General features: G+C 59.4%; 24 protein-coding genes. 20 read left to right on the top strand and 4 right to left on the bottom strand.

What is annotated here, in order from left to right; genetic code table 11:
* From KI617_RS15690 to motD, 8 genes are all read left to right on the top strand, one after another.
* A complete protein-coding gene (locus KI617_RS15690; RefSeq protein WP_226447828.1) occupies positions 1-1,923 on the top strand; it encodes a chemotaxis protein CheA in 1,923 nt (640 codons plus the stop codon).
* A gap of 179 nt (positions 1,924-2,102) precedes the next feature.
* Entirely contained in the window at positions 2,103-3,236 is a 1,134-nt protein-coding gene (flhB, locus tag KI617_RS15685; protein WP_226447826.1) for a flagellar biosynthesis protein FlhB, read from the top strand.
* Positions 3,237-5,321, top strand: coding sequence for a flagellar biosynthesis protein FlhA (gene flhA / locus KI617_RS15680; protein WP_226447824.1), 2,085 nt, complete (start codon positions 3,237-3,239; stop codon positions 5,319-5,321).
* Positions 5,318-6,778 (top strand): flagellar biosynthesis protein FlhF, encoded by a 1,461-nt coding sequence (flhF, locus tag KI617_RS15675; protein WP_226447822.1) that lies wholly within the window; start codon positions 5,318-5,320, stop codon positions 6,776-6,778. Before flhA ends, flhF begins: the two co-directional genes overlap by 4 nt.
* Complete coding sequence (locus KI617_RS15670; RefSeq protein ID WP_226447821.1) at positions 6,771-7,661, top strand: MinD/ParA family ATP-binding protein; 891 nt, start codon at positions 6,771-6,773, stop codon at positions 7,659-7,661. The genes flhF and KI617_RS15670 overlap by 8 nt, the downstream gene beginning before the upstream one ends.
* Entirely contained in the window at positions 7,661-8,407 is a 747-nt protein-coding gene (locus KI617_RS15665; protein WP_226447819.1) for an RNA polymerase sigma factor FliA, read from the top strand. Before KI617_RS15670 ends, KI617_RS15665 begins: the two co-directional genes overlap by 1 nt.
* Positions 8,407-9,147 carry a flagellar motor protein gene (locus KI617_RS15660; protein ID WP_226447817.1) on the top strand — a complete coding sequence of 247 codons (741 nt, stop codon included), beginning with the start codon at positions 8,407-8,409 and terminating at the stop codon, positions 9,145-9,147. Before KI617_RS15665 ends, KI617_RS15660 begins: the two co-directional genes overlap by 1 nt.
* On the top strand, positions 9,147-9,926 hold the full coding sequence (motD, locus tag KI617_RS15655; RefSeq protein ID WP_226447815.1) for a flagellar motor protein MotD: 780 nt from the start codon (positions 9,147-9,149) through the stop codon (positions 9,924-9,926). The genes KI617_RS15660 and motD overlap by 1 nt, the downstream gene beginning before the upstream one ends.
* A gap of 77 nt (positions 9,927-10,003) precedes the next feature.
* Here the strand turns inward: motD and KI617_RS15650 are convergent, their stop codons facing one another.
* The 3 genes from KI617_RS15650 to flgA form a co-directional block, all read right to left on the bottom strand.
* Positions 10,004-10,468, bottom strand: coding sequence for a flagella synthesis protein FlgN (locus KI617_RS15650; RefSeq protein ID WP_226447813.1), 465 nt, complete (start codon positions 10,466-10,468; stop codon positions 10,004-10,006).
* Positions 10,468-10,755, bottom strand: a complete 288-nt coding sequence (gene flgM / locus KI617_RS15645; RefSeq protein WP_226447811.1) for a flagellar biosynthesis anti-sigma factor FlgM — start codon at positions 10,753-10,755, stop codon at positions 10,468-10,470. The genes KI617_RS15650 and flgM overlap by 1 nt, the downstream gene beginning before the upstream one ends.
* A 63-nt stretch (positions 10,756-10,818) precedes the next feature.
* Entirely contained in the window at positions 10,819-11,496 is a 678-nt protein-coding gene (gene flgA, locus KI617_RS15640; protein ID WP_226447809.1) for a flagellar basal body P-ring formation chaperone FlgA, read from the bottom strand.
* 152 nt (positions 11,497-11,648) lie between these two features.
* On the opposite strand from flgA, the gene flgB reads away from it, so the two are divergent.
* Genes flgB through KI617_RS15580 form a run of 12 tightly spaced genes read left to right on the top strand, consistent with a single transcriptional unit; the run spans position 11,649 to position 22,346 of the window.
* Positions 11,649-12,062: a flagellar basal body rod protein FlgB gene (gene flgB, locus KI617_RS15635; protein WP_226447807.1), complete on the top strand. Its 414-nt coding sequence runs from the start codon at positions 11,649-11,651 to the stop codon at positions 12,060-12,062.
* 9 nt (positions 12,063-12,071) lie between these two features.
* Positions 12,072-12,485, top strand: a complete 414-nt coding sequence (flgC, locus tag KI617_RS15630) for a flagellar basal body rod protein FlgC (protein WP_226447805.1) — start codon at positions 12,072-12,074, stop codon at positions 12,483-12,485.
* Between the two features lie 15 nt (positions 12,486-12,500).
* Entirely contained in the window at positions 12,501-13,181 is a 681-nt protein-coding gene (locus KI617_RS15625; protein WP_226447803.1) for a flagellar hook assembly protein FlgD, read from the top strand.
* Positions 13,182-13,196: 15 nt separating this feature from the next.
* Positions 13,197-14,513, top strand: coding sequence for a flagellar hook protein FlgE (gene flgE, locus KI617_RS15620; RefSeq protein ID WP_226447801.1), 1,317 nt, complete (start codon positions 13,197-13,199; stop codon positions 14,511-14,513).
* A 19-nt stretch (positions 14,514-14,532) separates the two neighbouring features.
* Entirely contained in the window at positions 14,533-15,276 is a 744-nt protein-coding gene (locus KI617_RS15615; RefSeq protein ID WP_226447799.1) for a flagellar basal body rod protein FlgF, read from the top strand.
* Between the two features lie 20 nt (positions 15,277-15,296).
* Positions 15,297-16,079 (top strand): flagellar basal-body rod protein FlgG, encoded by a 783-nt coding sequence (gene flgG / locus KI617_RS15610; RefSeq protein ID WP_226447797.1) that lies wholly within the window; start codon positions 15,297-15,299, stop codon positions 16,077-16,079.
* 9 nt (positions 16,080-16,088) lie between these two features.
* Positions 16,089-16,748 carry a flagellar basal body L-ring protein FlgH gene (locus KI617_RS15605; RefSeq protein WP_226447795.1) on the top strand — a complete coding sequence of 220 codons (660 nt, stop codon included), beginning with the start codon at positions 16,089-16,091 and terminating at the stop codon, positions 16,746-16,748.
* Between the two features lie 23 nt (positions 16,749-16,771).
* Entirely contained in the window at positions 16,772-17,866 is a 1,095-nt protein-coding gene (locus KI617_RS15600; RefSeq protein ID WP_226447793.1) for a flagellar basal body P-ring protein FlgI, read from the top strand.
* 5 nt (positions 17,867-17,871) lie between these two features.
* Positions 17,872-18,870, top strand: a complete 999-nt coding sequence (flgJ, locus tag KI617_RS15595; RefSeq protein ID WP_226447791.1) for a flagellar assembly peptidoglycan hydrolase FlgJ — start codon at positions 17,872-17,874, stop codon at positions 18,868-18,870.
* A 51-nt stretch (positions 18,871-18,921) separates the two neighbouring features.
* Complete coding sequence (gene flgK / locus KI617_RS15590; RefSeq protein WP_226447789.1) at positions 18,922-20,937, top strand: flagellar hook-associated protein FlgK; 2,016 nt, start codon at positions 18,922-18,924, stop codon at positions 20,935-20,937.
* Positions 20,938-20,952: 15 nt separating this feature from the next.
* Positions 20,953-21,876, top strand: a complete 924-nt coding sequence (gene flgL, locus KI617_RS15585) for a flagellar hook-associated protein FlgL (protein ID WP_226447787.1) — start codon at positions 20,953-20,955, stop codon at positions 21,874-21,876.
* A complete protein-coding gene (locus KI617_RS15580) occupies positions 21,873-22,346 on the top strand; it encodes a hypothetical protein (RefSeq protein ID WP_226447785.1) in 474 nt (157 codons plus the stop codon). The genes flgL and KI617_RS15580 overlap by 4 nt, the downstream gene beginning before the upstream one ends.
* 8 nt (positions 22,347-22,354) lie before the next feature.
* Here KI617_RS15580 and fliR read toward each other — a convergent pair whose 3' ends face one another.
* The gene (gene fliR, locus KI617_RS15575; protein WP_226447783.1) at positions 22,355-23,137 is read right to left on the bottom strand and encodes a flagellar biosynthetic protein FliR; all 783 of its coding nucleotides are present in this window, start codon (positions 23,135-23,137) and stop codon (positions 22,355-22,357) included.
* Position 23,138 lies beyond the last annotated feature (1 nt).

The raw sequence follows: 23,138 nt of genomic DNA, 5'->3' as shown, positions 1-23,138 counted from the left end.
ATGAGTGATTTTGGCGGAATGGAAGATCTCCTGCAGGATTTCCTGCAGGAGGCTCACGACCTGTTGTCGGATGTGGACAACAAACTGGTCGATCTCGAGAAGATGCCGGACGATCGTGGCTTGCTGAATGACATATTTCGTGGGTTTCATACGGTCAAGGGAGGCGCGGGCTTCCTGAATGCCACCGAGCTGGTCACTCTTTGCCACCTGACTGAAAATTTGTTCGACCGCCTGCGTAATGGCGAACTCGAACTTAACCCGGAATTGATGGATGTCATCATGGCAGCCACCAAGGGGGTGCGGGAGATGTTCGGCGAACTGGGGCAGATGGTTCAGCCTCAGCCAGCCGACCCGGCGGTTATCGCAGCATTGCAGGGGGCGCTGACTGGCGAGGCGCCTGTTGCTGCACCGATTGTGGCGCCGACCGCCCCGGCTGAGTCTGTGCCACCGGCAGCCGCGACATCGGCGCCCGGTGAGCCGGACTGGAATCTCCTGCATGCGGCAGTCACTGGCCAGGCGCCAAGCGCGGCGCCACAAAGTGAATTGATTACCAAAGCGGAGGCAGCGGCCGTCGAGATCGCGGTTACCCCTGCGGCGGCGGTGTCCTCAACCGCAGTGGCACAGCCGGCTGCAGCATCGCCTTTTGGTCGCCGGGCCAGCGACAAGCCGGGTAATCCGCCGGTCAACGCTCGCCGCGTGGAAGAACGTGCGCGTGAAAACACGATACGTGTCGATACATCTCGACTGGATCAGGTATTGAATCTTTCCGGTGAGATCGGTTTGACCAAGAACCGCCTGACCAGTTTGCGTGCCGATATCTTGGCCGGGAAAAACGATTCGGAAACCTTGCACGCCCTTGATCAGGCGGTCAGTCAGCTTGATCTGCTGGTTTCCGATCTGCAGAACTCGGTGATGAAGACCCGGATGCAGCCGATCGGTCGTCTGTTCCAGAAATATCCCCGTATTGCCCGTGACCTCGCCCGCCAATTGGGCAAGGATGTCGAACTGGTGCTGGCAGGTGAGGAGACCGAGGTCGACAAGACCATGATCGAAGACTTGGCCGATCCGTTGATTCACTTGATCCGGAATGCCGTCGATCACGGTGTCGAGATGCCGAACGAGCGCCAGCTATCGGGCAAGCCGGTAAAGAGCCTGGTGCGCCTGGAGGCTCGCCAGGAGGGGGACCACATCGTCCTGATCATTGCCGATGATGGCAAGGGGATGAGCGCCGAACGTATTCGTGCCAAGGCCATCGAAAAGGGCCTGGTTTCGGAGGAGGAGGCGAATACGCTGGACGAGCGCCAGAGTTTGAATCTGATCTTCCTGCCTGGTTTTTCCACCAAGGCACAGATTTCCGATGTGTCTGGTCGTGGTGTAGGTATGGATGTGGTCAAGACCAACATCCAGAAGCTGAACGGTTCGATTGAAATTCGCTCCGAGCCAGGCAAGGGCTCGGTCTTCATTATCTCCCTGCCGCTGACGCTGGCCATTTTGCCGGTCCTGTTGGTGTTGCTGGGTGATCAGCCCTTTGCCTTGCCGCTGTCGATGGTTCGCGAGATTTTGCCGATCGAGCAGAGCCGTATTCAGGAAGTGGGCGGCAAGGAAACCCTGGTGGTTCGCGGTGAGGTGTTGCCGGTCATTACGCTGGCGCGCCTGCTCGGCTGGCCACAGGAGCATGAGCCGGAGTACGGTGTGTTCATGCAGACGGCGGAGCGCAGCTTCATTCTCGGGGTCGACAGTTTCGCCGGGCGAGACGATGCGGTCATCAAGTCTCTTGAAGATTTCCGTCCCAAGGGCGTTGCCGGCGTCACCACGCTGTCGAATGGCCAGATTGTGCTGATTCTCGACATGAAGGAGTTGCTGTCGGATATTGGTCAGCATGTCGACATTGGTTCCGGAATGAGGTCGCTCGACTTCGTCTAATTACCGTTCCAAGTCAACGAGTTGAGAGGGGGCTTTGCCCCCTCTTTGCTTTTTGCAGGTTTACTCTGTTGTCATGTGCTTGCGACCGGCATTTGAGAAACAGGCTAAATAAACTCACGTACCTCTTTAATTTTTCTAGTTTTTTCCTATAATAGCCACAACACTAACCAAAGATGGCTATGGCGGAAGATAGCGACCTCGAGAAAACTGAAGAGCCTACAGGCAGGCGAATCGAGCAGGCCCGCGAACAGGGTCAGGTCCCCCATTCCCGCGAACTTGCTACGTTTCTGGTTCTGGTTGTCGCCGGCGCTACTTTTTGGATGATGGGTGGCTGGTTTGTTCAACGCTCCCTGATAATCATGCAGAAAGGGTTTACGGTTGAGACGCCGTATATGAGGAATCCTGACCTGATGCTGCCGCGTCTTGCGGAAATCTCGGGCGATGCGCTTTTCGTATTTTCGCCACTGCTCGGCTTATTGCTGTTCGCAGCCATCCTTCCCCCGTTTTTCCTGAACGCCTGGGTTTTTTCTTCCAAGGCACTGGTGCCTGATCTGAATCGCTTGAATCCGCTGACCGGTTTTGGCCGGATGTTTTCCTGGAATAGCCTGATGGAGTTGGCCAAGGCGATTCTGAAGGCAGTGTTGGTTGGTGGCGTTGCCGCGATGTTGATCTGGAAAGAGCGCGATGAGATCTTTGGCTTGCTGGGAGAGCCGCTTGAGGCTGGTCTGGCGCATGCGGGCAACTTGGTGTCCTTTTCCTTCCTGATTCTGGTGGCTACTCTGGTTCTGGTTGTGGCCGCCGATGTGCCTTTCCAGCTTTGGCAGTACTTTGCCAAGCTGAAGATGACCAAGGAAGAGGTCAAGCAGGAAATGAAGGAAATGATGGGCGACCCGCATGTCAAGGGCCGCATCCGCAGCCTTCAGATGCAGGCTGCCCGCAAACGCATGATGTCGGCTGTGCCGAAGGCAAATGTCGTGGTCACCAACCCGACGCACTATGCCGTGGCCCTTGCGTATCAGACGGGCATGGCGGCACCCAGGGTGGTGGCGAAAGGCGTTGGTGCGGTGGCGCTGAAAATTAAGGAAGTTGCCAACGAGAATGCGGTGCCGATTATGGAGGCGCCGCCTTTGGCGCGCGCCTTGTACAAGCACGCCGAACTCGATGCAGAAATCCCCTCCGCCCTGTATAACGCAGTCGCGGAGGTTCTTGCTTATATCTATCAGCTCGCCAACTGGCGTCAGGTAGGCGGCATCTATCCGGTTCCACCGCGTGATTTGTCGGTGCCTCCCGAACTTGTCCCGGAGGCTGCGTAAATGGCTGCCTCATCACTCAGCATGCAAGGCCTTCTGGGACGCATGAACGTCACGCAGCTGGCGGCACCCATCCTGATCCTGATGATCCTGGCGATGATGGTGCTGCCGCTTCCGGCGTTCGTGCTGGATGTGTTCTTTACGTTCAATATCGCAATTTCGGTGCTGGTCTTGCTGGTTGCGGTCAATACCCAGAAAACGCTGGATTTTTCGGTGTTTCCGACGGTGCTGCTGGTCACTACGTTGCTACGCCTGTCGCTGAACGTGGCCTCGACCCGGATCGTCATGCTTGAGGGCCACAACGGGCCGGATGCGGCTGGCAAGGTCATTGAGGCCTTCGGGCACTTCTTGGTCGGTGGAAATTTTGCCGTCGGCATCATGGTTTTCCTGATCCTGGTGGTTATCAACTTCGTCGTGATCACCAAGGGTGCCGGCCGGGTAGCGGAAGTCTCGGCGCGCTTCACGCTTGACGCGATGCCGGGCAAGCAGATGGCGATCGATGCCGACCTCAATGCCGGCCTGATCGGTGAGGAAGAGGCCCGCAAGCGGCGAACCGAAATTTCACGGGAAGCTGAGTTCTTCGGTTCCATGGACGGTGCCTCGAAGTTTGTGCGTGGTGATGCCGTGGCCGGCATCATCATCATGTTGCTCAATGTCGTTGGCGGCCTGATCGTTGGGGTGCTGCAGCACAACATGGAATTGGCGCAGGCTGCCAAGAACTATACCTTGCTGACCATCGGTGACGGTCTGGTTGCCCAGATCCCAGGCCTGATCATTTCCATCGCGGCCGGTATGGTGGTGACCCGGGTTTCCGATGACCGTGATATAGGCCAGCAGGTGATGGGCCAGATGTTCCGCAGCGCGAAAGTCCTGGGTGTGACGGCTGCCATTGTGGGCTTCCTGGGCTTGATTCCGGGCATGCCGAATCTGGTCTTCCTGATGCTGGCATCTTCGCTTGGCTGGTTTGCCTGGACAATGGCTAAGCGTGAAAAGCTCGTTGTCGCGACGCCGGTGCCGGTTGCGCCGGCTGCCGTTCCGGAGGCCCTGGAGGCCAGTTGGAGCGATGTGGCGCCGCTGGATGTGCTGGGTCTGGAAGTTGGCTACCGTCTGATTCCACTGGTCGACAAGTCGCAGGATGGCGAGTTGTTGCGCCGTATCCGTGGCATTCGCAAGAAATTTGCTCAGGAAGTCGGTTTTCTGGTTTCCCCAGTGCACATTCGCGACAACCTGGAGTTGAAGCCAAACGCCTATCGCATCCTGCTCAAGGGCGTGGAGGTCGGGCAGGGCGAGGCCTATGCTGGACAGTATCTGGCCATCAATCCGGGGCGTGTCGCAGGTACCCTCAATGGTGCGACGACGAAGGATCCGGCCTTCGGCTTGCCGGCTACTTGGATTGATGCCGGTCAGCGCGATCAGGCCCAAGCCTATGGTTATACCGTCGTTGATGCCTCGACGGTGGTTGCGACCCACCTCAATCATCTGATTCTGACCCACGCGGCGGAGCTGCTGGGGCGCCAGGAAGTGCAGCAACTGCTCGACCATCTGGCGAAGGAAATGCCCAAGCTGGTCGAGGATCTGGTGCCCAAGGTTTTGCCGCTCGGCATCCTGCAAAAAGTCTTGCAGGCGATGCTCGAGGAAGGCGTCCATATCCGCGACATGCGAACCATTATCGAAACGGTGGCCGATCACGCGACGCGTACCCAGAACGCCGACGACCTGTCGACCCAGGTGCGCATGGCGCTTGGCCGCGCGATTGTCCAGCAGATCTTCCCCGGAAGCAGCGAAATGCAGGTCATGTCGCTTGATCCGACGCTTGAGCGCCTGCTCTCCCAAGCCGTCGCCGGCGGTTCTGAAAACACCAGTTTCGAGCCGGGGCTGGCGGATACGCTGGTCCGCGAGACTGCGGCTGCTGCCGAGCGCCAGGAGGGGCTTGGCCTGCCGGCGGTATTGCTGGTGCCGGGTAGCCTGCGTTTGCTCCTTTCCAAATTTCTGCGCCGCACCATTCCCCAGTTGAAGGTGCTGTCACACAACGAAGTGCCTGAAGCTCGAATTATCAAGGTGACCTCGATCATCGGAGGTAGAACATGAACGTCAGAAAATTCATCGCGGCCAATGCAAGGGATGCCTTGAGGAAAGTGAAGGAAACGCTCGGTAACGACGCGATCATCCTTTCAAACCGAGGGGTTCCGGGTGGGGTTGAGATCATGGCTGTTGCTGCCCGCGACATGGCGATGATCGTGCCCACACCGGTGGCCGATCGCGCACCGCCAGAAAGGCGGCCGCAACAAAACGAATTTGATGACGACTACCGTGTTGTGTTGAATTCTGCACGGGCTCGCATCTCGCAACCGACTCCCCCGCCGGTCATGTCCCAGGCGCCCCAGATGCCCCGGCAAAATATCGCTCAGGCGGCTGCACAGAAGCCTGCAGGGACGGTGAACGCCGGTATTCCGAAAAATGGCGCCTTGCGCAATCTTGACCTTGGCCGTTCAGGGGCTATACCGGTTGCACCGCAGCGCCCGGTTGGGAATCCGCTGCCGCCGGCTGCTCCAGCACCAACCCAGGCTGCACCGCAGCGTCGCCCGGAGGCTGACGTGGTGCCGATGGAGGTGATGGAGGAAATTCGTTCGCTGCGCCGGATTGTCGAGCAGCATCTGGCCGGCTTTGCTTGGGGAGAGACGGCTCGCTCCGAGCCGGTGAAGACAGAAATTCTGCGCCAGATGCTTGATGCCGGGTTTTCTCCGCAATTTGCGCGCGATCTGCTCACCGATTTGCCTCACGAAATGAATAATATCGAGGCCATGGCCTGGGTAAAGGGGGCTGCGGACCGCTCACTGATGACCATCGGCAACGAAAACGATATCGTCGATCGGGGCGGTGTTTACGCGCTGGTCGGGCCAACTGGCGTAGGCAAGACGACAACGACTGCAAAGCTGGCGGCGCGCTGTGTGTTGCGGCATGGTCCGAGCAAGGTAGCCTTGGTCACCACGGACGGCTACCGGATCGGGGCGCATGAGCAGCTGCGCATCTACGGCCGTATCCTTGGTGTTTCTGTTCATCTGGTCAAGGATGCGACTGAACTGCGCCAGACCCTGATTGAATTGCAGCACAAGCACATGGTCCTGATCGACACCATGGGCATGAGCCAGAAGGACAAGCTGGTGCCGGAATTGACCGACATGCTGGCCGGCTGTGATGTGAAGCGTCTGTTGCTGCTGAATTCGACAGCGCGTGGCGATACGCTGGACGATGTCGTGCGAGCCTATGCCGGCGATACCCTGGCGGGTTGCATTCTGACCAAGATTGATGAAGCGGCCAGTCTGGCAACGGCCCTGGATGTGATCATGCGGCACAGCCTGAAGCTGCTGTACGTATCGAATGGCCAGCGCGTACCGGAAGATCTGCATCTGCCAAACCGAAGCTACCTGTTGCATCGTGCCTTCAAGGATGTGCCGGAAAGCTCTCCGCATAAATACGATGGTGTGGAACCTGCGCTGATGATGGCCAACGCCGGCATGGTTGCGGTCGGAGGACGTCGTGGCTGATTTTCGTGTCGATCAGGCCGCTGGCCTGCGGCGCCTGCTGGGCGGTGGCCAGCAACTGCAGGTAGTCACTTTTGTCGCTGGATGCGAGGGCGTCGGGCGTAGCGTGGCCGTCGCCAATATCGGCGTGGCGCTGGCTCGCCTCGGCAAGGAAGTGCTGATCATCGACGAGCATGCGCCGGGTGATGACATTGCTGCCACCTTTGGCTTGGTCGCCCGGAACGATTTGCTGAATGTGGTTCAACGAGAACTGCCTTTGTCCCAGGTTTTGTTGCAACCGATGCATGGCCTGCGGGTTCTGCCGGCGGCGCGTGCCGTCAAAAAGCTCGGTCGTTTATCCCTGCCGCAACAGCAAACCCTGCTCGACGCGATGTCGGGGCTGGAGCGACCCATTGATGTGATTCTGGTCGACGCCAGCATGGCTCATCCGAATGGCTTTTCTCCATTCGGGCTGGCGGCTCAGGAGGCGGTTGTTGTCCTGTCGGGCAGCAGTGCTTCGATCACGGAAGCCTACTCGTTGATCAAAAAGGTTAGCCACGCATTTTCGCGCAAGCATTTCCGTATCCTGGTCAATAAGGTGCGCAGTCAGCCGGATGCTCGTTCGATCTATGAAAATATCGCTCAGGTAGCCGCCCAGCGAGGTATTGCCCGTCTGGATTATGCCGGTGCAATCCCGCTTGATGAAGCGCTCCGTCAGTCCGCTCAGTTGTGTCGCCCGGTCCTTGTTCAGGCGCCGGATTCACTGGCTGCCGAGGCCTTCCGCGATATCGCATCCGACATGCTGTACTGGCAGCGCAGCGAGAGTGAAGCGGGAGGGGTCGAGCAATTCATGCAGCAACTGTTACACTTGAGCCAACGCATAACACCCAACGTACTTCGAGCTTGATGTATAACGCTGCCGGGCAGCCAGACAGGGATCAGTTGGTTCAGCGCTTCGCGCCGCTGGTGAAGCGTATCGCCTATCACTTGATGGCGCGTTTGCCGCCCAGCGTTCAGTTCGATGATCTGGTTCAGAACGGCATGATCGGCTTGCTTGATGCAATCGATCGCTTCCAGGAAGGTTTTGGCGCCCAGTTCGAAACCTATGCCACTCAGCGTATCCGCGGCGCCATGCTGGATGGATTGCGGGAAAACGACTGGTTGCCACGCAATCTTCGTCGTGAGTTGCGGCGCATTGAGGCAGCGATCAATCAGCTTGAGCACGAGCGTGGCCGAGTACCCTCCGAGAGGGAGTTGGCCGAGGCGCTCGGTATGTCATTGGCTGACTACCAAAAAACCCTGCAAGACGCCCGCGGTCACCAACTGGTCTATTTCGACGATTTGGCCGGCGATGGCGAGGAGGATTTTCTCGAGCGCCACTTGACTGACAATGCAGCCGACCCTGCCTCCATTCTCGAGGATCGGGGCGTCAAGGCCTTGCTGGTGGCGGCAATTGGCGGACTTCCCGAGCGGGAAAAACTGATGATGGCCCTGTATTACGAACAGGACCTCAATTTGCGGGAAATCGGCGAGGTGATGGGCGTTACCGAATCTCGCGTCTGTCAGTTGCATAGCCAGGCGATCGCTCGCCTGCGCAGCCAGATTGTCGGAGAAATCCCGAAGGCCGCAAAACGCCGCAAGGAGAAGGCTTGATGGATAAGATCAGTCTGGCCGGCATCGCCATTGGCCTTTTTGCGATCATTGGCGGTCAAATTCTCGAAGGTGGCCATGTCGGCTCCCTGGTTCAGCCAACTGCCCTGCTTATCGTGCTCGGTGGCACGCTGGGGGCAGTCTTGCTGCAAAGCCCGATCCACGTTTTCAGGCGTGGCATGAAAATGGTCAAATGGGTCTGGGTGCCGCCCGTCATTGAACAGAAGCGCCTGATCGACCAAATATTGAACTGGAGCCAACTCTCGCGGCGGGAAGGCCTGTTGGCTCTGGAGAATCATATTCCCGGGATCAAGGACGAATTTGCCCGCCGGGGATTGCAGCTTCTGGTCGATGGCGCCGATCCAGAGCGCATTCGCGAATTGCTCGAAGTCGAGATCAATACCTTCGAAGATGAGTGGCGTCAGTCGGCAAAAATCTGGGAAGCGGCCGGGGGGTATTCACCAACGATCGGGATTCTCGGTGCGGTAATGGGCCTTATCCATGTGATGGAGAACCTGTCCGATCCGACCAAATTGGGGGCGGGGATTGCCGTCGCCTTCGTCGCCACGATCTATGGCGTCGGGCTGGCCAATCTGGTCTATCTGCCGATAGCCGCCAAGCTCAAGTACTACATTATGCGGATGGTCTCGACTCGCGAAATGCTGGTCGACGGGTTGGTTGGCATTGCTGTGGGGGACAACCCGCGGATCATTGAAGGCCGTCTGAAAGGCTACCTGAACTAATGGCTCGGCGGCGTCGCGAGGAAGAGCACGAGAACCACGAGCGCTGGCTCGTTTCCTACGCGGATTTCATCACCCTGCTGTTTGCCTTCTTCGTGGTGATGTACGCCATCTCCTCTGTTAACGAGGGCAAGTACAAGGTTCTGTCCAATTCGCTGACCAATGCCTTCAAGAATGTGACAGCCCAGCCCGGAGGGCAGCCGATTGCGGTGATACAGGGGGCCCCGCTGATGCCGGTCAAGCCGATTGCCAAGCCGGACAAATTGCAGGAACAGAAGAAAGTTGAGCAGCGGCATAAAATGAAAAATGTCGCCTCCGACATCATGGAAGCGCTTCAGCCCTTGGTCGCTCAGGGCAAGGTGCGCCTGCTGGAAACCAGCCGTGGCGTGACGATTGAAATCAACGACAGCATTCTTTTTCCTGCTGGGCAGGCCAAGTTGCAGAGTGCATCGATCAGTGCAATGTTGGCTATCGCACAAGTGCTGGCGGCTTCGGATTTTCCTATTACGATTGAAGGCCACACTGACAATGTGCCGATTGCAACCGCGCAATTTCCCTCGAACTGGGAGTTGTCGGCCATGCGGGCAACTACGGTATTGCGCTTATTCAACGACGGTGGCGTCGGTGCCGAGCGTTTGACGGCGATTGGCTACGGAGAAACCCGCCCGCTCGAAACCAATACTACGGTGGAGGGAAGGGCCAGGAATCGCCGGGTGAGTATCCTGATCGATTCGAATCGACCAGAAGAGCCGACTGAACTGAAAGAAGCTCGCTTGCCATAGCGGGCGGCGAGCGCTTTGCCGAGGCAGCTTGAGGCGCTTGCTGTCCCATTTTCTGGGCAGTCGTCGCGCACGGGGCTTCAGGCCGAATCGATAATCCGGCTGCCGCTCGCCGGCATGGTCTGGCCACTGGCGCCATAAAGTGCCGGTTTCTCGACCTGACGAGTCAGGGCCGCCAGCAGTTCGGTCGTCTGCCGGGCATGCATGTCGAGCAGTCGGGCGTTAATCTGATGCGCGCTCTTGGCTTGTCGAGCCAATTCCAGTAGTTTTAGCCAGCTTTCAGCAGCCAGGCGTTCGTCCGGGTTGTTCTTCAGCCAAGCTTCCATAGCCAACGGCGCCCGCTCGTTCTGTTTGACCCCAATGGCGAGCAGCCGGTCGGCTTCCAGGGTGTTGAGCTGTTCGACCAGCGCGGATTTTTCTGTCGTCAACGCCGGCAACTCGGCGATGCGTGCGTGCTTTAGCGTGTCCTGCTCCTGCTGCAGTAATGAAACAAAACGGGAAATCAGCACGATTTCCCGTTCGATCAGCTGGGCGATGCTTGACATCAGGCCTGGCGCTGATTACTTGATTTGCTGATCAGGTCGCGGGCGGATTCGATCAGGCGGTCAGCGATAGCCTCCGGATTGATCTTGAAACGACCTTCCGAAATGGCCTGCTTGATTTCCTGAACGCGAGCCGTATTCACCGGTTGCTGCTCCATGCTTTGCAGGCTGCCGGCCAACTGGCTCAGGCTGACTGCATCCTGGGCAGGGGTGGGAGCTGCTTGCTGGCGGCTGGCGGTATTGCCTGAAACGGCTGTGCTGGCGGGCTTGTAGGTGCTGTCGATCTTCATGGCGATCTTCTCGAAACTTTAGGACTTGACCAGTTTAACGGCATGGCCATTTAAAACTTTAGTCTAAAAGGAAATTTCTACACTGCCATCGGCACGGGCGATACCGCTGACGGTCTGCCCCGAGGTCATGCGGATCTGCGCGAGTTGGCCTTCCGCGGCATTGTTCAGGGCGCGGCCCTCCGCCGTCACGGCGAAGCTGCTACCGCGGGACACCACGCGTACCGACTGCCCCTGGCGGATGACCAGCGGCGCCTGCAGCTGATCACTGCGCAAGGGCTGGCCAGTACCCAGGGAATTGCGCAAGGTCTTGCCGATCGCCGCTTGCGGGTCGGTGATGGTGCCGGTGGGCAGGGCGGCCAGGTCGCCCGATATCAACGTCAGATCGGCCGCAGCCAGGGTCTGCCCGGCGACAAGCGGACGGGCGGTGGTGACATAGTGGCCGGAAATGGCGATCTGAACGGGGACCAGGACGCTCCACACATTGGGGCCAAGGCAGCGCACGCCGACATGCGTACGACCACTCAGGCGCGTGCCTGGCGGCAGGAAACCTTCATGTGCCGTACAAGGTGGCAGGCGGCTGACATCAAGCTTGCCGACGGTCAGCTGAACCTTGCCTGGCAAGCCCTGCGTTTGCAGGCGGGCAAAACGTTCGGCGGTGTCGATGACGATATCCATCTCGGCTGCGCGGAGTCCGGCAGCGCAAAACAGGATCAAGGTGAGGCAGAGGTAACGAAGCAGCATGCGGCCATTTTGCCTGACTCACCGTTGGCCTGACCATCTCTTGCGGCAAGTTTTGCCGATTACCTTGCCGCTCAGGCCAAAAACTCCCGGCAAAAAGCTTTACCTGAGGTGTGGCACGGAGCGTGCTTTTAAAAGACCGAACTCTGGAGCGAATGATGGCAAATCTCGAACAACACCTATCGGTATACAGTCAGGCCCTGAATCTGCGTACGCAGCGCCATCAGGCTCTGGCCTCAAATATTGCCAATGCCGATACGCCCAATTACAAGGCGCGTGATTTCAACTTCGGGACCGCCATGCAGAACGCCCTGTCCGGCCGTGCGCAGGTTGGCGGCATTGCACTGGCCACCACCTCGGCCGGCCATATCAGCGGCGGCAGTGGCAGCGGCACTGCACAACTCCAGTACCGCAAGGAAACCCAGTCGGCGGTCGATGGCAATACGGTCGACATGGATGTCGAGCGCGCCCAGATCACCGACAACGCCATGCAATATCAGATCCTGACCCAGTTGATTGGCGACAAGTTCAAGGGCATACGCAGCGCCCTGGCTTCAACCAACTCCTAAGGTGCAATCATGAGTCTTTTCAATGTCTTCCAGGTTTCATCGAGCGCCATGACAGCCCAGTCGATGCGCCTCAACGCCGTGGCCTCCAACCTGGCCAATGCTGACAGCGTCGTGTCTTCCGATGGCAAGCCGTACCGTGCCAAGCAGGTGGTTTTTGAAGCAACGCCGATGGGCAACACCGGCGAGTTGTCCAAGGGCGTTCGGGTTCGTCAAGTAGTCGACGACGCCTCGCCTCCCCGCATGGTCTATGACCCGAAGAACCCCGTTGCCGACGAGAAGGGTTATGTCGCCTTTCCCAATGTCAACGTGGTCGAGGAAATGACCAACATGATTTCCGCCTCTCGTTCCTACCAGACCAACGTCGAGGTCATGAACACCGCCAAGACCATGCTGCTGCGCACCCTGAGCATCGGCCAAGGCTAACCGGAGTACATCCCCATGAGCACCGTCAATTCGACCTCCAGCACCAACGATCTGATCAAGACGCTGAACGGCAGCAATGGCTCGAGCACCAGCAAGAGCAAGACAGCCCAGGATATGCAGGACAGCTTCCTGACCATGTTGACCACGCAGTTGCAGAATCAGGATCCGCTGAACCCGATGGACAACGCGCAGATGACCTCGCAGTTGGCCCAGATCAGCATGCTCGAAGGTATCCAGGGGCTGAACACGACACTGACCACCCTGCTGTCCTCGTACAACACCTCGCAAGCACTGCAGGCGGCCGGTGCCATCGGCTCCAACGTGCTGGTCGAAGGCAATCGCCTGGCGCTGACCAACGGTCAGGCACAGGGCGCGGCAACATTGGGCAGTTCAGCCACCTCGGTCATCGTCACCATCAAGGACAGCACCGGCAAGACCGTGCAGACCCAGGAGCTGGGCAAGCAGCCAGCCGGCACCGTCGCCTTCGAGTGGGACGGCAAGAACGCCAACGGAACGCAAGTGCCCGACGGCAACTACAGCTTCTCGGTCGAGGCGAGCGCCAATGGCAGCAAGGTAAGCACGACGCCGATTCAACTTGGCACGGTATCTGCTGTAGTAAGAAGCGGCACCTCCTTCGTACTTGAGCTTTCCTCGGGCGAAACGGTCGCTTTCGATGACGTACTGCAATTCATGTAATTTCGGGAGACAGCAATGGCATTCCAACAAGGGCTGAGCGGCCTCAATACTTCCTCCAAGGCGCTGGATGTCACCAGCAACAACATCGCCAACGCCAGCACCGTCGGCTTCAAGGGAGCGGCCACCCATTTCGCGGACGTCTATGCTGCCTCGCTGTCGGGCGGCGGCGCCTCTCAGGTCGGTATCGGTGTCTCGGCCAGCGCCATCGTGCAGCAATACACGCAGGGCAACATCACGACGACCAGCAACTCGCTCGATATCGCGATCAATGGCAACGGTTTCTTCCGGATGTCGCAGGACGGTGCGGTGACCTACTCGCGCAACGGCCAGTTCCATATCGACGCCAACGGTTTCCTGGTCAATGACACACAGGACAACGTGACCGGCTACATCGCCGATGCCGCCGGCCTGATCACGGCCAGTACCCCCGAGTCCCTGCGTATCTCGACGCGCAGTATCGATCCGGTGGCGACCGGGGCCAGCGGCTCGTCCCGGTCCGGGGTCTTTGCCTCGCTGCAACTGGACTCAACCCAGGCGACGAAGACCTGGGTGACGCCGGCGACTGCCACCCAAGCTCCGAACACCAATACCTACAATTACTCGACGGCACTGACGATCTACGACTCGCTGGGTAATCCGCACAGCATGACGATGTATTTCACCAAGGATGCCGTAGCGGGTACCGATGCGGCAGGTACGACCGGCGCCTGGAATGTTCACTACCAGGTGGATGGGGTCAATGGTGAGAGTCTGACGCCATCGATGGGTGCAACCCGGTTGAATTTCAATTCCGGTGGGACATTGATTTCTCCGACTGCCGCCAGCAACGTCACCATTGATTTGACTGGGGTAATGAACGCCAATGGTTTGACCAACAGCGCTACCCCTACCTTGTCCTTCCCCATCGACTACCGCGATTCCACCCAATTCGGTGCCAAGTTCAGCGTCAACGAGCTGACCCAGGACGGCTATACCTCGGGCAACCTGGCCGGCCTGTCGATCGGTCCGGATGGTGTCATCCAGGGCAACTACAGCAACGGCCAGACCAAGAACCTGGCACAGATCGTCCTTGCCAACTTCACCAACCCGAACGGCCTGATGTCGGTCGGCAACAACGCCTGGATTGAAACCGCAAGCTCGGGCCAGCCCAAGGTCGGTACGCCCGACACCGGAACGCTCGGTGTTCTTCAGTCCGGTGCGGTCGAGGAGTCGAACGTCGACCTGACCGGCGAACTGGTCAACATGATCGTCCAGCAGCGCAACTACCAGGCGAACGCCCAGTCGATCAAGACCCAGGACCAGATCATGCAAACCCTGGTCAATATTCGCTAAGTAGGACGAGGCTAACCGCATGGACCGCCTGATCTACACCGCGATGACCGGCGCCAAGCATGTCTTCATGCAGCAGGCCGGTACGGCGAACAACCTGGCCAACGCCAGCACCATCGGCTTCAAGGCGCAGGAGCATCGCTTCCGTGCCGTGCCGGTGATCGGCGAAGGCATGCCGACGCGGGCGTTCACGGTGGATGCGTCGGTCAGCGACGTGATGGACGAGGGGCCGTTGATGTTCACCGGCCGTAACCTCGATGTGGCGGTCAATGGCAAGGGCTGGATCGCCGTGCAGTTGCCCGATGGCAGCGAGGCTTACACCCGCGCCGGTAGCCTGGATGTCGATGTCATCGGCCTGCTGCAGACCAAGAGTGGCCATACCGTGCTCGGCGACGGCGGCCCGATCAACATCCCGCCCGACAACATCATCGAGATCGCGCCGGATGGTACGGTGTCGGTGGTGCCCAACTTCGGTACGCCGAACAACGCCAACGCCATCGGCCGGATCAAGCTGGTCAATCCGCCAGAGGCCGATCTGGTCCGCGGCGCTGACGGTCTGTTCCGTCAGCGTAACGGCCAGCCGGCTGCCGCCGATGAGCGGGTCAAGGTGGCTTCCGGCACGCTGGAGGGCAGCAACGTCAATGTGACCGATTCGATGGTCAACCTGATCAGCCTGGCCCGCCAGTTCGAAATGCAGGTCAAGATGTTGCAGACGGCGGATACCAACGCCCAGCGCGCTGACCAGTTGTTGTCACTGAATGCCTGATATCCCGATAGGAAAAAATCATGATCCGTTCCCTGTGGATTGCGCGTACCGGCCTTGATGCCCAGCAGACCCAGCTTGATGTCATCTCGAACAACCTGGCCAACGTCAGCACCAATGGCTTCAAGCGCGGCCGCGCCGTATTCGAGGATTTGCTGTACCAGACCCTGCGCCAGCCGGGCGCCCAGTCGTCGCAACAGACGCAGATTCCCTCCGGCCTGCAGCTGGGCACCGGTGTGCGCCCGGTATCCACGGCGCGCATCTTCACGCAGGGCAACATCCAGAAGACCGACAACTCGCTCGATGTTGCCGTGCAGGGCAATGGCTTCTTCCAGGTCTTGCTGCCGGATGGCACCACCGGTTACACCCGCGACGGCTCCTTCCAGAAAGACAACCAGGGCCAGATCGTGACGGCCGACGGTTACCCGGTGCAGCCGAACATCACCATTCCGGCCAATGCCCTGAGCGTCAGCATCGGTACGGACGGCACGGTATCGATCACCCAGTCGGGTACCGCCGCAACGACCCAGATCGGCAGCATTCAGCTGGCGACCTTCATCAACCCGGGCGGCCTGCAGAGCATCGGCCAGAACCTCTTCCTGGAAACTGCCGCCAGCGGCACGCCGACCCCGAACACCCCGGGCACCAACGGTGCCGGCATTGTCAATCAGGGCTACGTCGAAACGTCCAACGTCAACGTGGCCGAGGAACTGGTCACCATGATCCAGACGCAGCGCGCCTACGAATTGAATTCGAAGGTGGTATCCACCTCCGACGCCATGCTGGGGCGGCTCACCCAGTTGTGAGGTAAGACCATGAAAAACCTGTCCTGGCTCTTCCTGTTGGCGACGGCAGCCTGTTCGACGGTGCCGCCGACCAACGTGCACCAGCCGATGAGCATGCGGCCGACCCCGCGCTACGAGGCGGTCAATGCCAATGGTGCCATCTACCAGGCGGTGTCGGCCCGTCCCCTGTTCGAGGATCGGCGCGCTCGTTACGTTGGTGACACGATCACGGTCAAGATTACCGAGAGCACCACGGCATCGACCAAGTCCAACAACAAGGTGGACAAGTCGAATACCCAGAAGGCTTCCATCGGCGCCTCTACCGGCTTGTTCAGCCGCATCATGCCGGGATCGGCCGAGCTGTCGGCCGGCAGTTCGACGGCGTTCAGCGGCAAGGGCGAGGCCGCCAGCAACAACATATTCAACGGCAACATGACGGTGACCGTGATTGACGTGTTGCCCAACGGCAATCTGCTGGTATCCGGCGAGAAGCAGGTATCAGTCGGCGAGGAACAGGAATTCGTGCGTATTTCCGGGGTCGTCAACCCGAGCTTCGTCGATGCGACCAATACGGTTGAGTCGTCGAAGATTGCCGATGCCCGCATCGAGTACAAGTCCTCCGGGCAGATGGCCGAATCGCAGGCCATGGGCTGGCTGGCACGCTTCTTCCTTAATGTACTGCCATTCTAGGAATCAAATGGCGGAGGCGTGACATGAAGGCAAATAGCGGCAAAGTGTTCCGGCAGGCGGCAATTCTGGTCGTCTGTATCCTGCCGCTCTGGAGCCAGCCTGTTCTGGCCGAGCGCATCAAGGATTTGGCCAGCATCCAGGGCGTGCGTAGCAACCAGTTGCTCGGTTACGGCATTGTGGTTGGCCTCGACAATACCGGCGACCAGACGACGCAGACCCCGTTCACTACCCAGGCCATCGGCAACATGCTGTCGCAGATGGGCGTGAATCTGACGGCTGAACAGTCCCAGAAACTCCAGCTGAAGAACGTGGCCGCTGTGATGGTGACCGCCAGCCTGCCGGCCTACGCCCGGCCCGGTCAGCCGATCGACGTGACGGTTTCGTCGATGGGCAACGCCAAGAGCCTGCGCGGCGGCACCCTGCTGATGACGCAGATGAAAGGTGCCGACGGCCAGGTCTACGCCATGGCCCAGGGCAATGTGCTGGTCGGCGGTGCCGGCGCATCGTCCGGTGGTTCTAAGGTGACGGTCAATCACTTGTCGGCCGGTCGCATCCCGGCCGGGGCAACGGTCGAGAGAGCGGTTCCGACGGCGCTCGGCCAGGGTGGCATGGTCTATTACGAACTGGCCAATACCGATTTTGGCACGGCACAGAAAATGGTCGATGCCATCAACAAGATCACCCAGCCGGGTACGGCGCAGGCCATCGATGGTCGACGCATCGCGGTGCGAGTGCCGGAAGACAGCGATGCCCGGGTCGCCTTCCTTGGTCGTGTCGATAACCTGGAAATCCAGCCGGTCGTCGGCCTGGCACGTGTCATCGTCAATTCGCGCACCGGTTCGGTGGTCATGAACCAGAAGGTGGCGCTGGATGCGTGTGCCGTGGCGCATGGCAACCTGTCGGTTGTCGTCGATGCGCCGCAACCGCAGTTCGGGCAGGGCGCCGATATCCAGGTCAAGCAGGACAACGGCAGCCTGATGAACGTGAAGGCTGGCGCCAGTCTGGCCGAGGTGGTCAAGGCCCTCAACGCCCTGGGCGCCAACCCGATGGATCTGCTGGCCATTCTGCAGGCGATGAAGGCCGCCGGTGCCTTGCGCGCTGAACTCGAAGTGATCTGACGGCGATGGCGATCAATACCCAGAATCAGCCGAACCGGGCGGCATTCGACATCAAGTCGGCGCAGGATCTGCGCACCCAGTTCGCCAAGAATCCGCAGGAGGGCCTGAAGGCAGCCGCACAGCAGTTCGAGGCCCTGTTTCTGCAACAGGTGATGAAAAGCATGCGCGACACCGTGCCGCAGGATGGCCTGCTCAACAGTGACAGTTCGCGCTTCTATACCGGCCTGCTCGACCAGCAGATGGCGCAGAACATGGCTGGCAGCGGCAAGGGCATCGGTTTTGCCCGCCTGATCGAGCAGCAACTGGGCAAGAACCTCGCGGCTAGCCAGGCAACTGCCGAACAGACGGTGCCGGCAAATGCTGCCGCTGCCGGCAATGCGCTGCCCTTGTCGGGATCTGATGGGCGTCATCTGCGCACGCTGGCCGTACCCTCGTCCGTGCCGACTTCGGCGGCCTATGCCGCCACGCAGTCGGCAACGACCCCAGTGACGAATCAGGCGGCTGGTGCTGCGATGAGCGATGCCGAGCTGCCGCTGTCGGCCCGCGAGTTCGTCGGCCGTGTCTGGCCGCATGCGGTTGAAGCCTCGCGCTCCACCGGTATTTCTCCCCAGTTCCTCGTTGCCCATGCGGCCCTGGAGAGCGGTTGGGGGCGTAACGAGATCCGCCAGAGCGATGGCTCGGCCAGCCACAACCTGTTCGGCATCAAGGCCGGCAAGAGCTGGAACGGTTCCTCCGTGGAGGCGGCGACCACCGAATACGTAGGTGGCCAGGCCCAGTCCACGGTCGAGCGTTTCCGCTCCTATGGCTCGTACGAAGAGGCTTTCCGCGACTATGCCAACCTGCTGCGCAACAACCCGCGCTATGGCGGCGTGATCGGTTCGCAAGATGGCGCGGAGTTTGCTAAAGGATTACAGAGGGCAGGTTATGCCACTGATCCGGCCTACGCCGACAAGCTGAACCGGATCATCAACGGCCCGACCTTGCGCATGGCGCTGGTCGGCTAAGGGTCAAGTAAATCCCGTTTGTGCCGTTAACAGGCGGGAAGGAGAAAATTCATGGGCAGCGGTTTGATCAGTATCGCCATGACCGGCATCAATGCCGCTCAGGCCGGCTTGTTGACTACCGGAAACAACATTTCCAACCTCAGCACGGAAGGTTATACCCGTCAGCGCACCCTCCAGGCGTCGAATCCGAGTGTGATGACCGGTGCCGGCGGCATTGGCCAGGGGGTGCATGTAGTTACGGTCGAACGCATGTTCAGCCAGGCGCTGACCACCCAGGTACTCAATGCGCAGACCAACGTCAGTGCGCTCGACACCTATTACGCCCAGGTTTCGCAGATCGACAACATGCTGGCCGACAAGGAGGCCGGGCTGACGCCGCTGATGCAGAAGTTTTTCGATGCGGCGCAGTCCGTGGCCACCAATCCATCGTCGATCTCGGCACGCCAGTCCATGGTTTCGGCGGCCGAAACGATGACGACCGGTTATCGCAGCATGTACGAGCGCCTGACCGAGATCGAGGCGGGGATCAATTCCCAGGTCAGGGATACCGTCGGTCAGATCAATACCTACAGCACGCAGATTGCCGATCTGAACGAAAAGATCATTTCTGCCGGCGCCATCGGCGGCCAGCCCGCCAACGACCTTTACGACAAGCGCGACAAGCTGGTTGCCGACCTCAATGAACTCGTCAAGGTAACGGTGACGAGCAATACTAATGGCAGCTACAACGTTTTTGTCGGTAGCGGCCAGCAACTCGTCGTTGGCTCGCAGGTCACCATGATGTCGGCCGAACCGGCCTCGGCCGACCGGTCGCGTAACGTTATCGGCCTGGTCGGGCCGACGGGCAACATTCAGGAATTGCCGGAGTCGCTGATCAGCGGCGGCAAGCTCGGTGGCTTGCTCAGTTTCCGCAGCGAGGCGCTGGACGCTTCGTTCAATCAACTGGGCCTGATGGCAACGAGCTTCACCCAAACCTTCAATGCACAGCACGCGCTGGGTCGGGATTTGCTCGGCAACGCCAATGGCAGCGCCAATTTCGTCAGCGAGTTCTTTTCGGTCGGCACGCCCGATGTCATCCCAAATTCGAAAAACGCAACTGGCAGCCCGACTGTTTCCATCACCTTGGATCCGGTTACAACCAACGGGACGAACTACTACTCGAATCTGACAGCCAGCGATTATCGTCTGTCTTTTGAGTCCGGCGCCCTGACCCTGACCCGGCTGTCGGACAATACCTCGTGGACCGGAGCCAACGTGGGGGCCATCAATACCCAACTGACTACAGACCCTCAGGGGTTTTCGCTTGACCCAGCAGTCGGTTTTGTCAATGGAGACAGCTACCTGATCCAGCCGACACGTGATGCAGCGCGTAACTTCGCCATCAGCGACAAAATTTCAGCCGATCCGCGACTGATCGCCGCCGGGCTATCGGAGGCAGTTGCCAGAGGTGCGGCCGCCAACACAGGAACGGGCAGCGTGAGCTCTGTTTCTTATTCCGCAGGCTTTACTACGGGCAGTGCGCTGTCACTGAGCTACAACGCAGGTTCGCTCAGCGGCTTTCCGGCAACAGGTACGGTTACCGTCACTGCCGGTGCGACGACTAACACCTACACCATGCCATCCTCGGTGCCCTACACCGCTGGTGCGACCATCGCCATTAACGGCGGGGGATGGTCTGGGGTGTCGCTGGTTCTTTCTGGTGCTCCGAACAACGGAGACAGCTTTACCCTGGCGGCAGCGACCGGTGTAGAAGACGGCCGCAATATCGTCAAGCTCGGCAACTTGCAGACGCAAAACACCATGCTGGGCGCCAACGCGACCTATCAGGACAACTACGCCGCCTTCGTCAACGATGTCGGCAACAAGGCCGCCTCGGCGGAAATTTCGTCGGTGGCACAGACCAGCCTGCTTAATCAGGCCGTCGCCGCCCGTGAGGCGGTATCCGGGGTCAATAGTGATGAAGAGGCAGCCAAGCTGATCGAGTATCAGCAGGCTTATCAGGCATCGGCCAAGGTTATTGAAATTGCGTCCAATCTATTCGACACCCTGTTGTCGATCGGCCGGTAATCGCAGGAGAACGTCATGAGCATGCGCATCAGCACCATGCAGATTTACAACGGCGGAACCGCCGGTATCCAGAATCTGCAAAGCGACCTTTATTCCGCACAAAACCAGGTCAGCACCGGGCGGCGTATCGTCACGCCGAAGGATGATCCGATCGGCGCCGCCCAAGCCCTGATGGTCACCCAGTCGTCCGCAGTCAACGAGTTGTACCTGAAAAACCAGGGAGCGGCCGATAGCAAGTTGTCGGCGCTGGACAGCACCTTGCAAGGCATCAACGAAGAACTGGTCAATATTTACGAGAAGTCGATTGCCGCCGGTAACGGCGCCTATTCCGATTCCAACCGGAAGGCGATCGCCGCCGAGCTGTCTGAGCGCCTGGACAGCCTGGTCAGCCTGGCCAATACCCAGGACGGTAACGGGCGTTATGTCTTTGCCGGTTTCCAGTCGACGATTACGCCCTTCACCGGGTCGCCGGTAACGTATAACGGCGATGACGGCCAGCAAAAGCTGCAGGTGACGGCCAGCCAGTTCGTGACGACCAACCTGAGTGGCAACGATGTATTTGTAAATGTTGTCGATTCGAATGGTGTTTCGACTGGACAGTCGATGTTCCAGTCCGTGCAGGACATGATCACCTTCCTCAATACGCCGGGGGGATCGGCGGGTAGCCCCCTCTACACCAATGCACTGAAAAACATCAATGCCTCGATCGACAACGTCCTGCGCAACCAGGCGACCGTCGGTGCTCGCCAGTCTTCGTTGGAAAGCATGACCAATACCGCTGAGGACCGCTCGCTGCAATACGCCCAGCAACTGTCGGATATCGAAGATCTCGATTACGCCAAGGCGATTACCGAGATTTCCCAGAAGAAGCTGCAATTGGAGGCGACGCAGGCAACCTTTGCCAAAACGGCGCAATTGTCGCTGTTCAGCTACATATGAAAGTCGGTTTTGTCCCGCTGGCCGTGTTGAGCGCAGTGCTTGCCCTGTCCGGCTGCAGTTCGACCAGCGGCGGAGGTACGCCCCTGATTCCTGACAAGGCCATCCAGCTGACTGCCGGCACAGCCGTTTCCATGTCGACCTTGGTGGCCGCCGCGGCCCTGGGGGCGGTGGCTTATGTCGTCTATGATCCCTTGGCCCCAAACTGGGAAATCGAGGAGTCCCGCCTGAACGACAGCACCTATCGTTTCTCGATGAAAATGAAGCGTTACCACACCGGTGGGGCCGGAGAGTCGATCCAGATTCTCAAGCGTCGGGCCTCCCAGCTGCAATATGAGCAGGGCTTTGGCAGTTATCAGATCATGGAGTATTCGGAGGGTATCGACTCACAGACCATCGGTGCCCGGCGAGTGGCCGAAGGAACGATCCGACTGGTCCAGCGTCAGCAGGCTGACTCTTTCCTGCAGAATTAGTTGCGGCATCAGTTTTGAGTGGTGGCAAAGCCAAGCATGGCACTCATCCCGAATTCAAAAATGCCTTGCAGCGGGGAAGCCAGGTAGTTCAGGCTGATTGCCAGCGCAACGAAGCCGCCCATCAAGGTCAGCGGAAAGCCGAGGGCAAACAGGTTCAACTGCGGTGCGGCGCGGGTCAGCACGGCCAAGGCTACGTTGGTGATCATCAGTGCCACGACGATCGGCAGGGACAGCAGCAGCCCCGCCGAGAATATCTTGCTCCCCAGTTCGGCCAGATTCAGCCAGGATGCTGCACCGAGTGGCGTGGCGCTCACCGGGATAGCCGAGAAGCTTTGCGCTAGCGTGGCCAGATAAAGCAGATGCCCGTTCATGGAAAGAAACAGGAGCAGGGCGATCAGGTTGATGAATTCGGCGATGACCGGCGTTTGTGAGGAATTGAGCGGGTCGTAGAAAGTGGCAAAACCCAGGCCCATCTGGGCGCCGATGAATTCACCTGCCAAGTCGAAGGCCGTGAATACGATCTTGGCAGCGAATCCCATGCCGATCCCGATCAGCATTTGCTGGGCCAGTATCCACAGGCCGGATAGCGACCCCGGCTGAACGCTTGGCATAGGCGGCAGGGTGGGGGTGATGGCCACCGCGATCGAGATGGCCAGTATCAGGCGAGTTCGCCTCGGAATGCCGGCCGTGCCCCAGAGCGGGGCCGTGGCGATAAATCCCAGGATGCGGGCCAGCGGAAAGACAAAGGCCACAATCCACGCATCGATCTGGGCTGACCCGATGCTGATCATG

The sequence above is a fragment of the Ferribacterium limneticum genome, from assembly GCF_020510625.1.
In the GTDB taxonomy this organism is placed as follows: Bacteria; Pseudomonadota; Gammaproteobacteria; order Burkholderiales; family Rhodocyclaceae; genus Azonexus; species Azonexus limneticus_A.
Note: the sequence above shows the minus strand (reverse complement) of the source record. Positions and strands in the feature narration are given on the sequence as shown.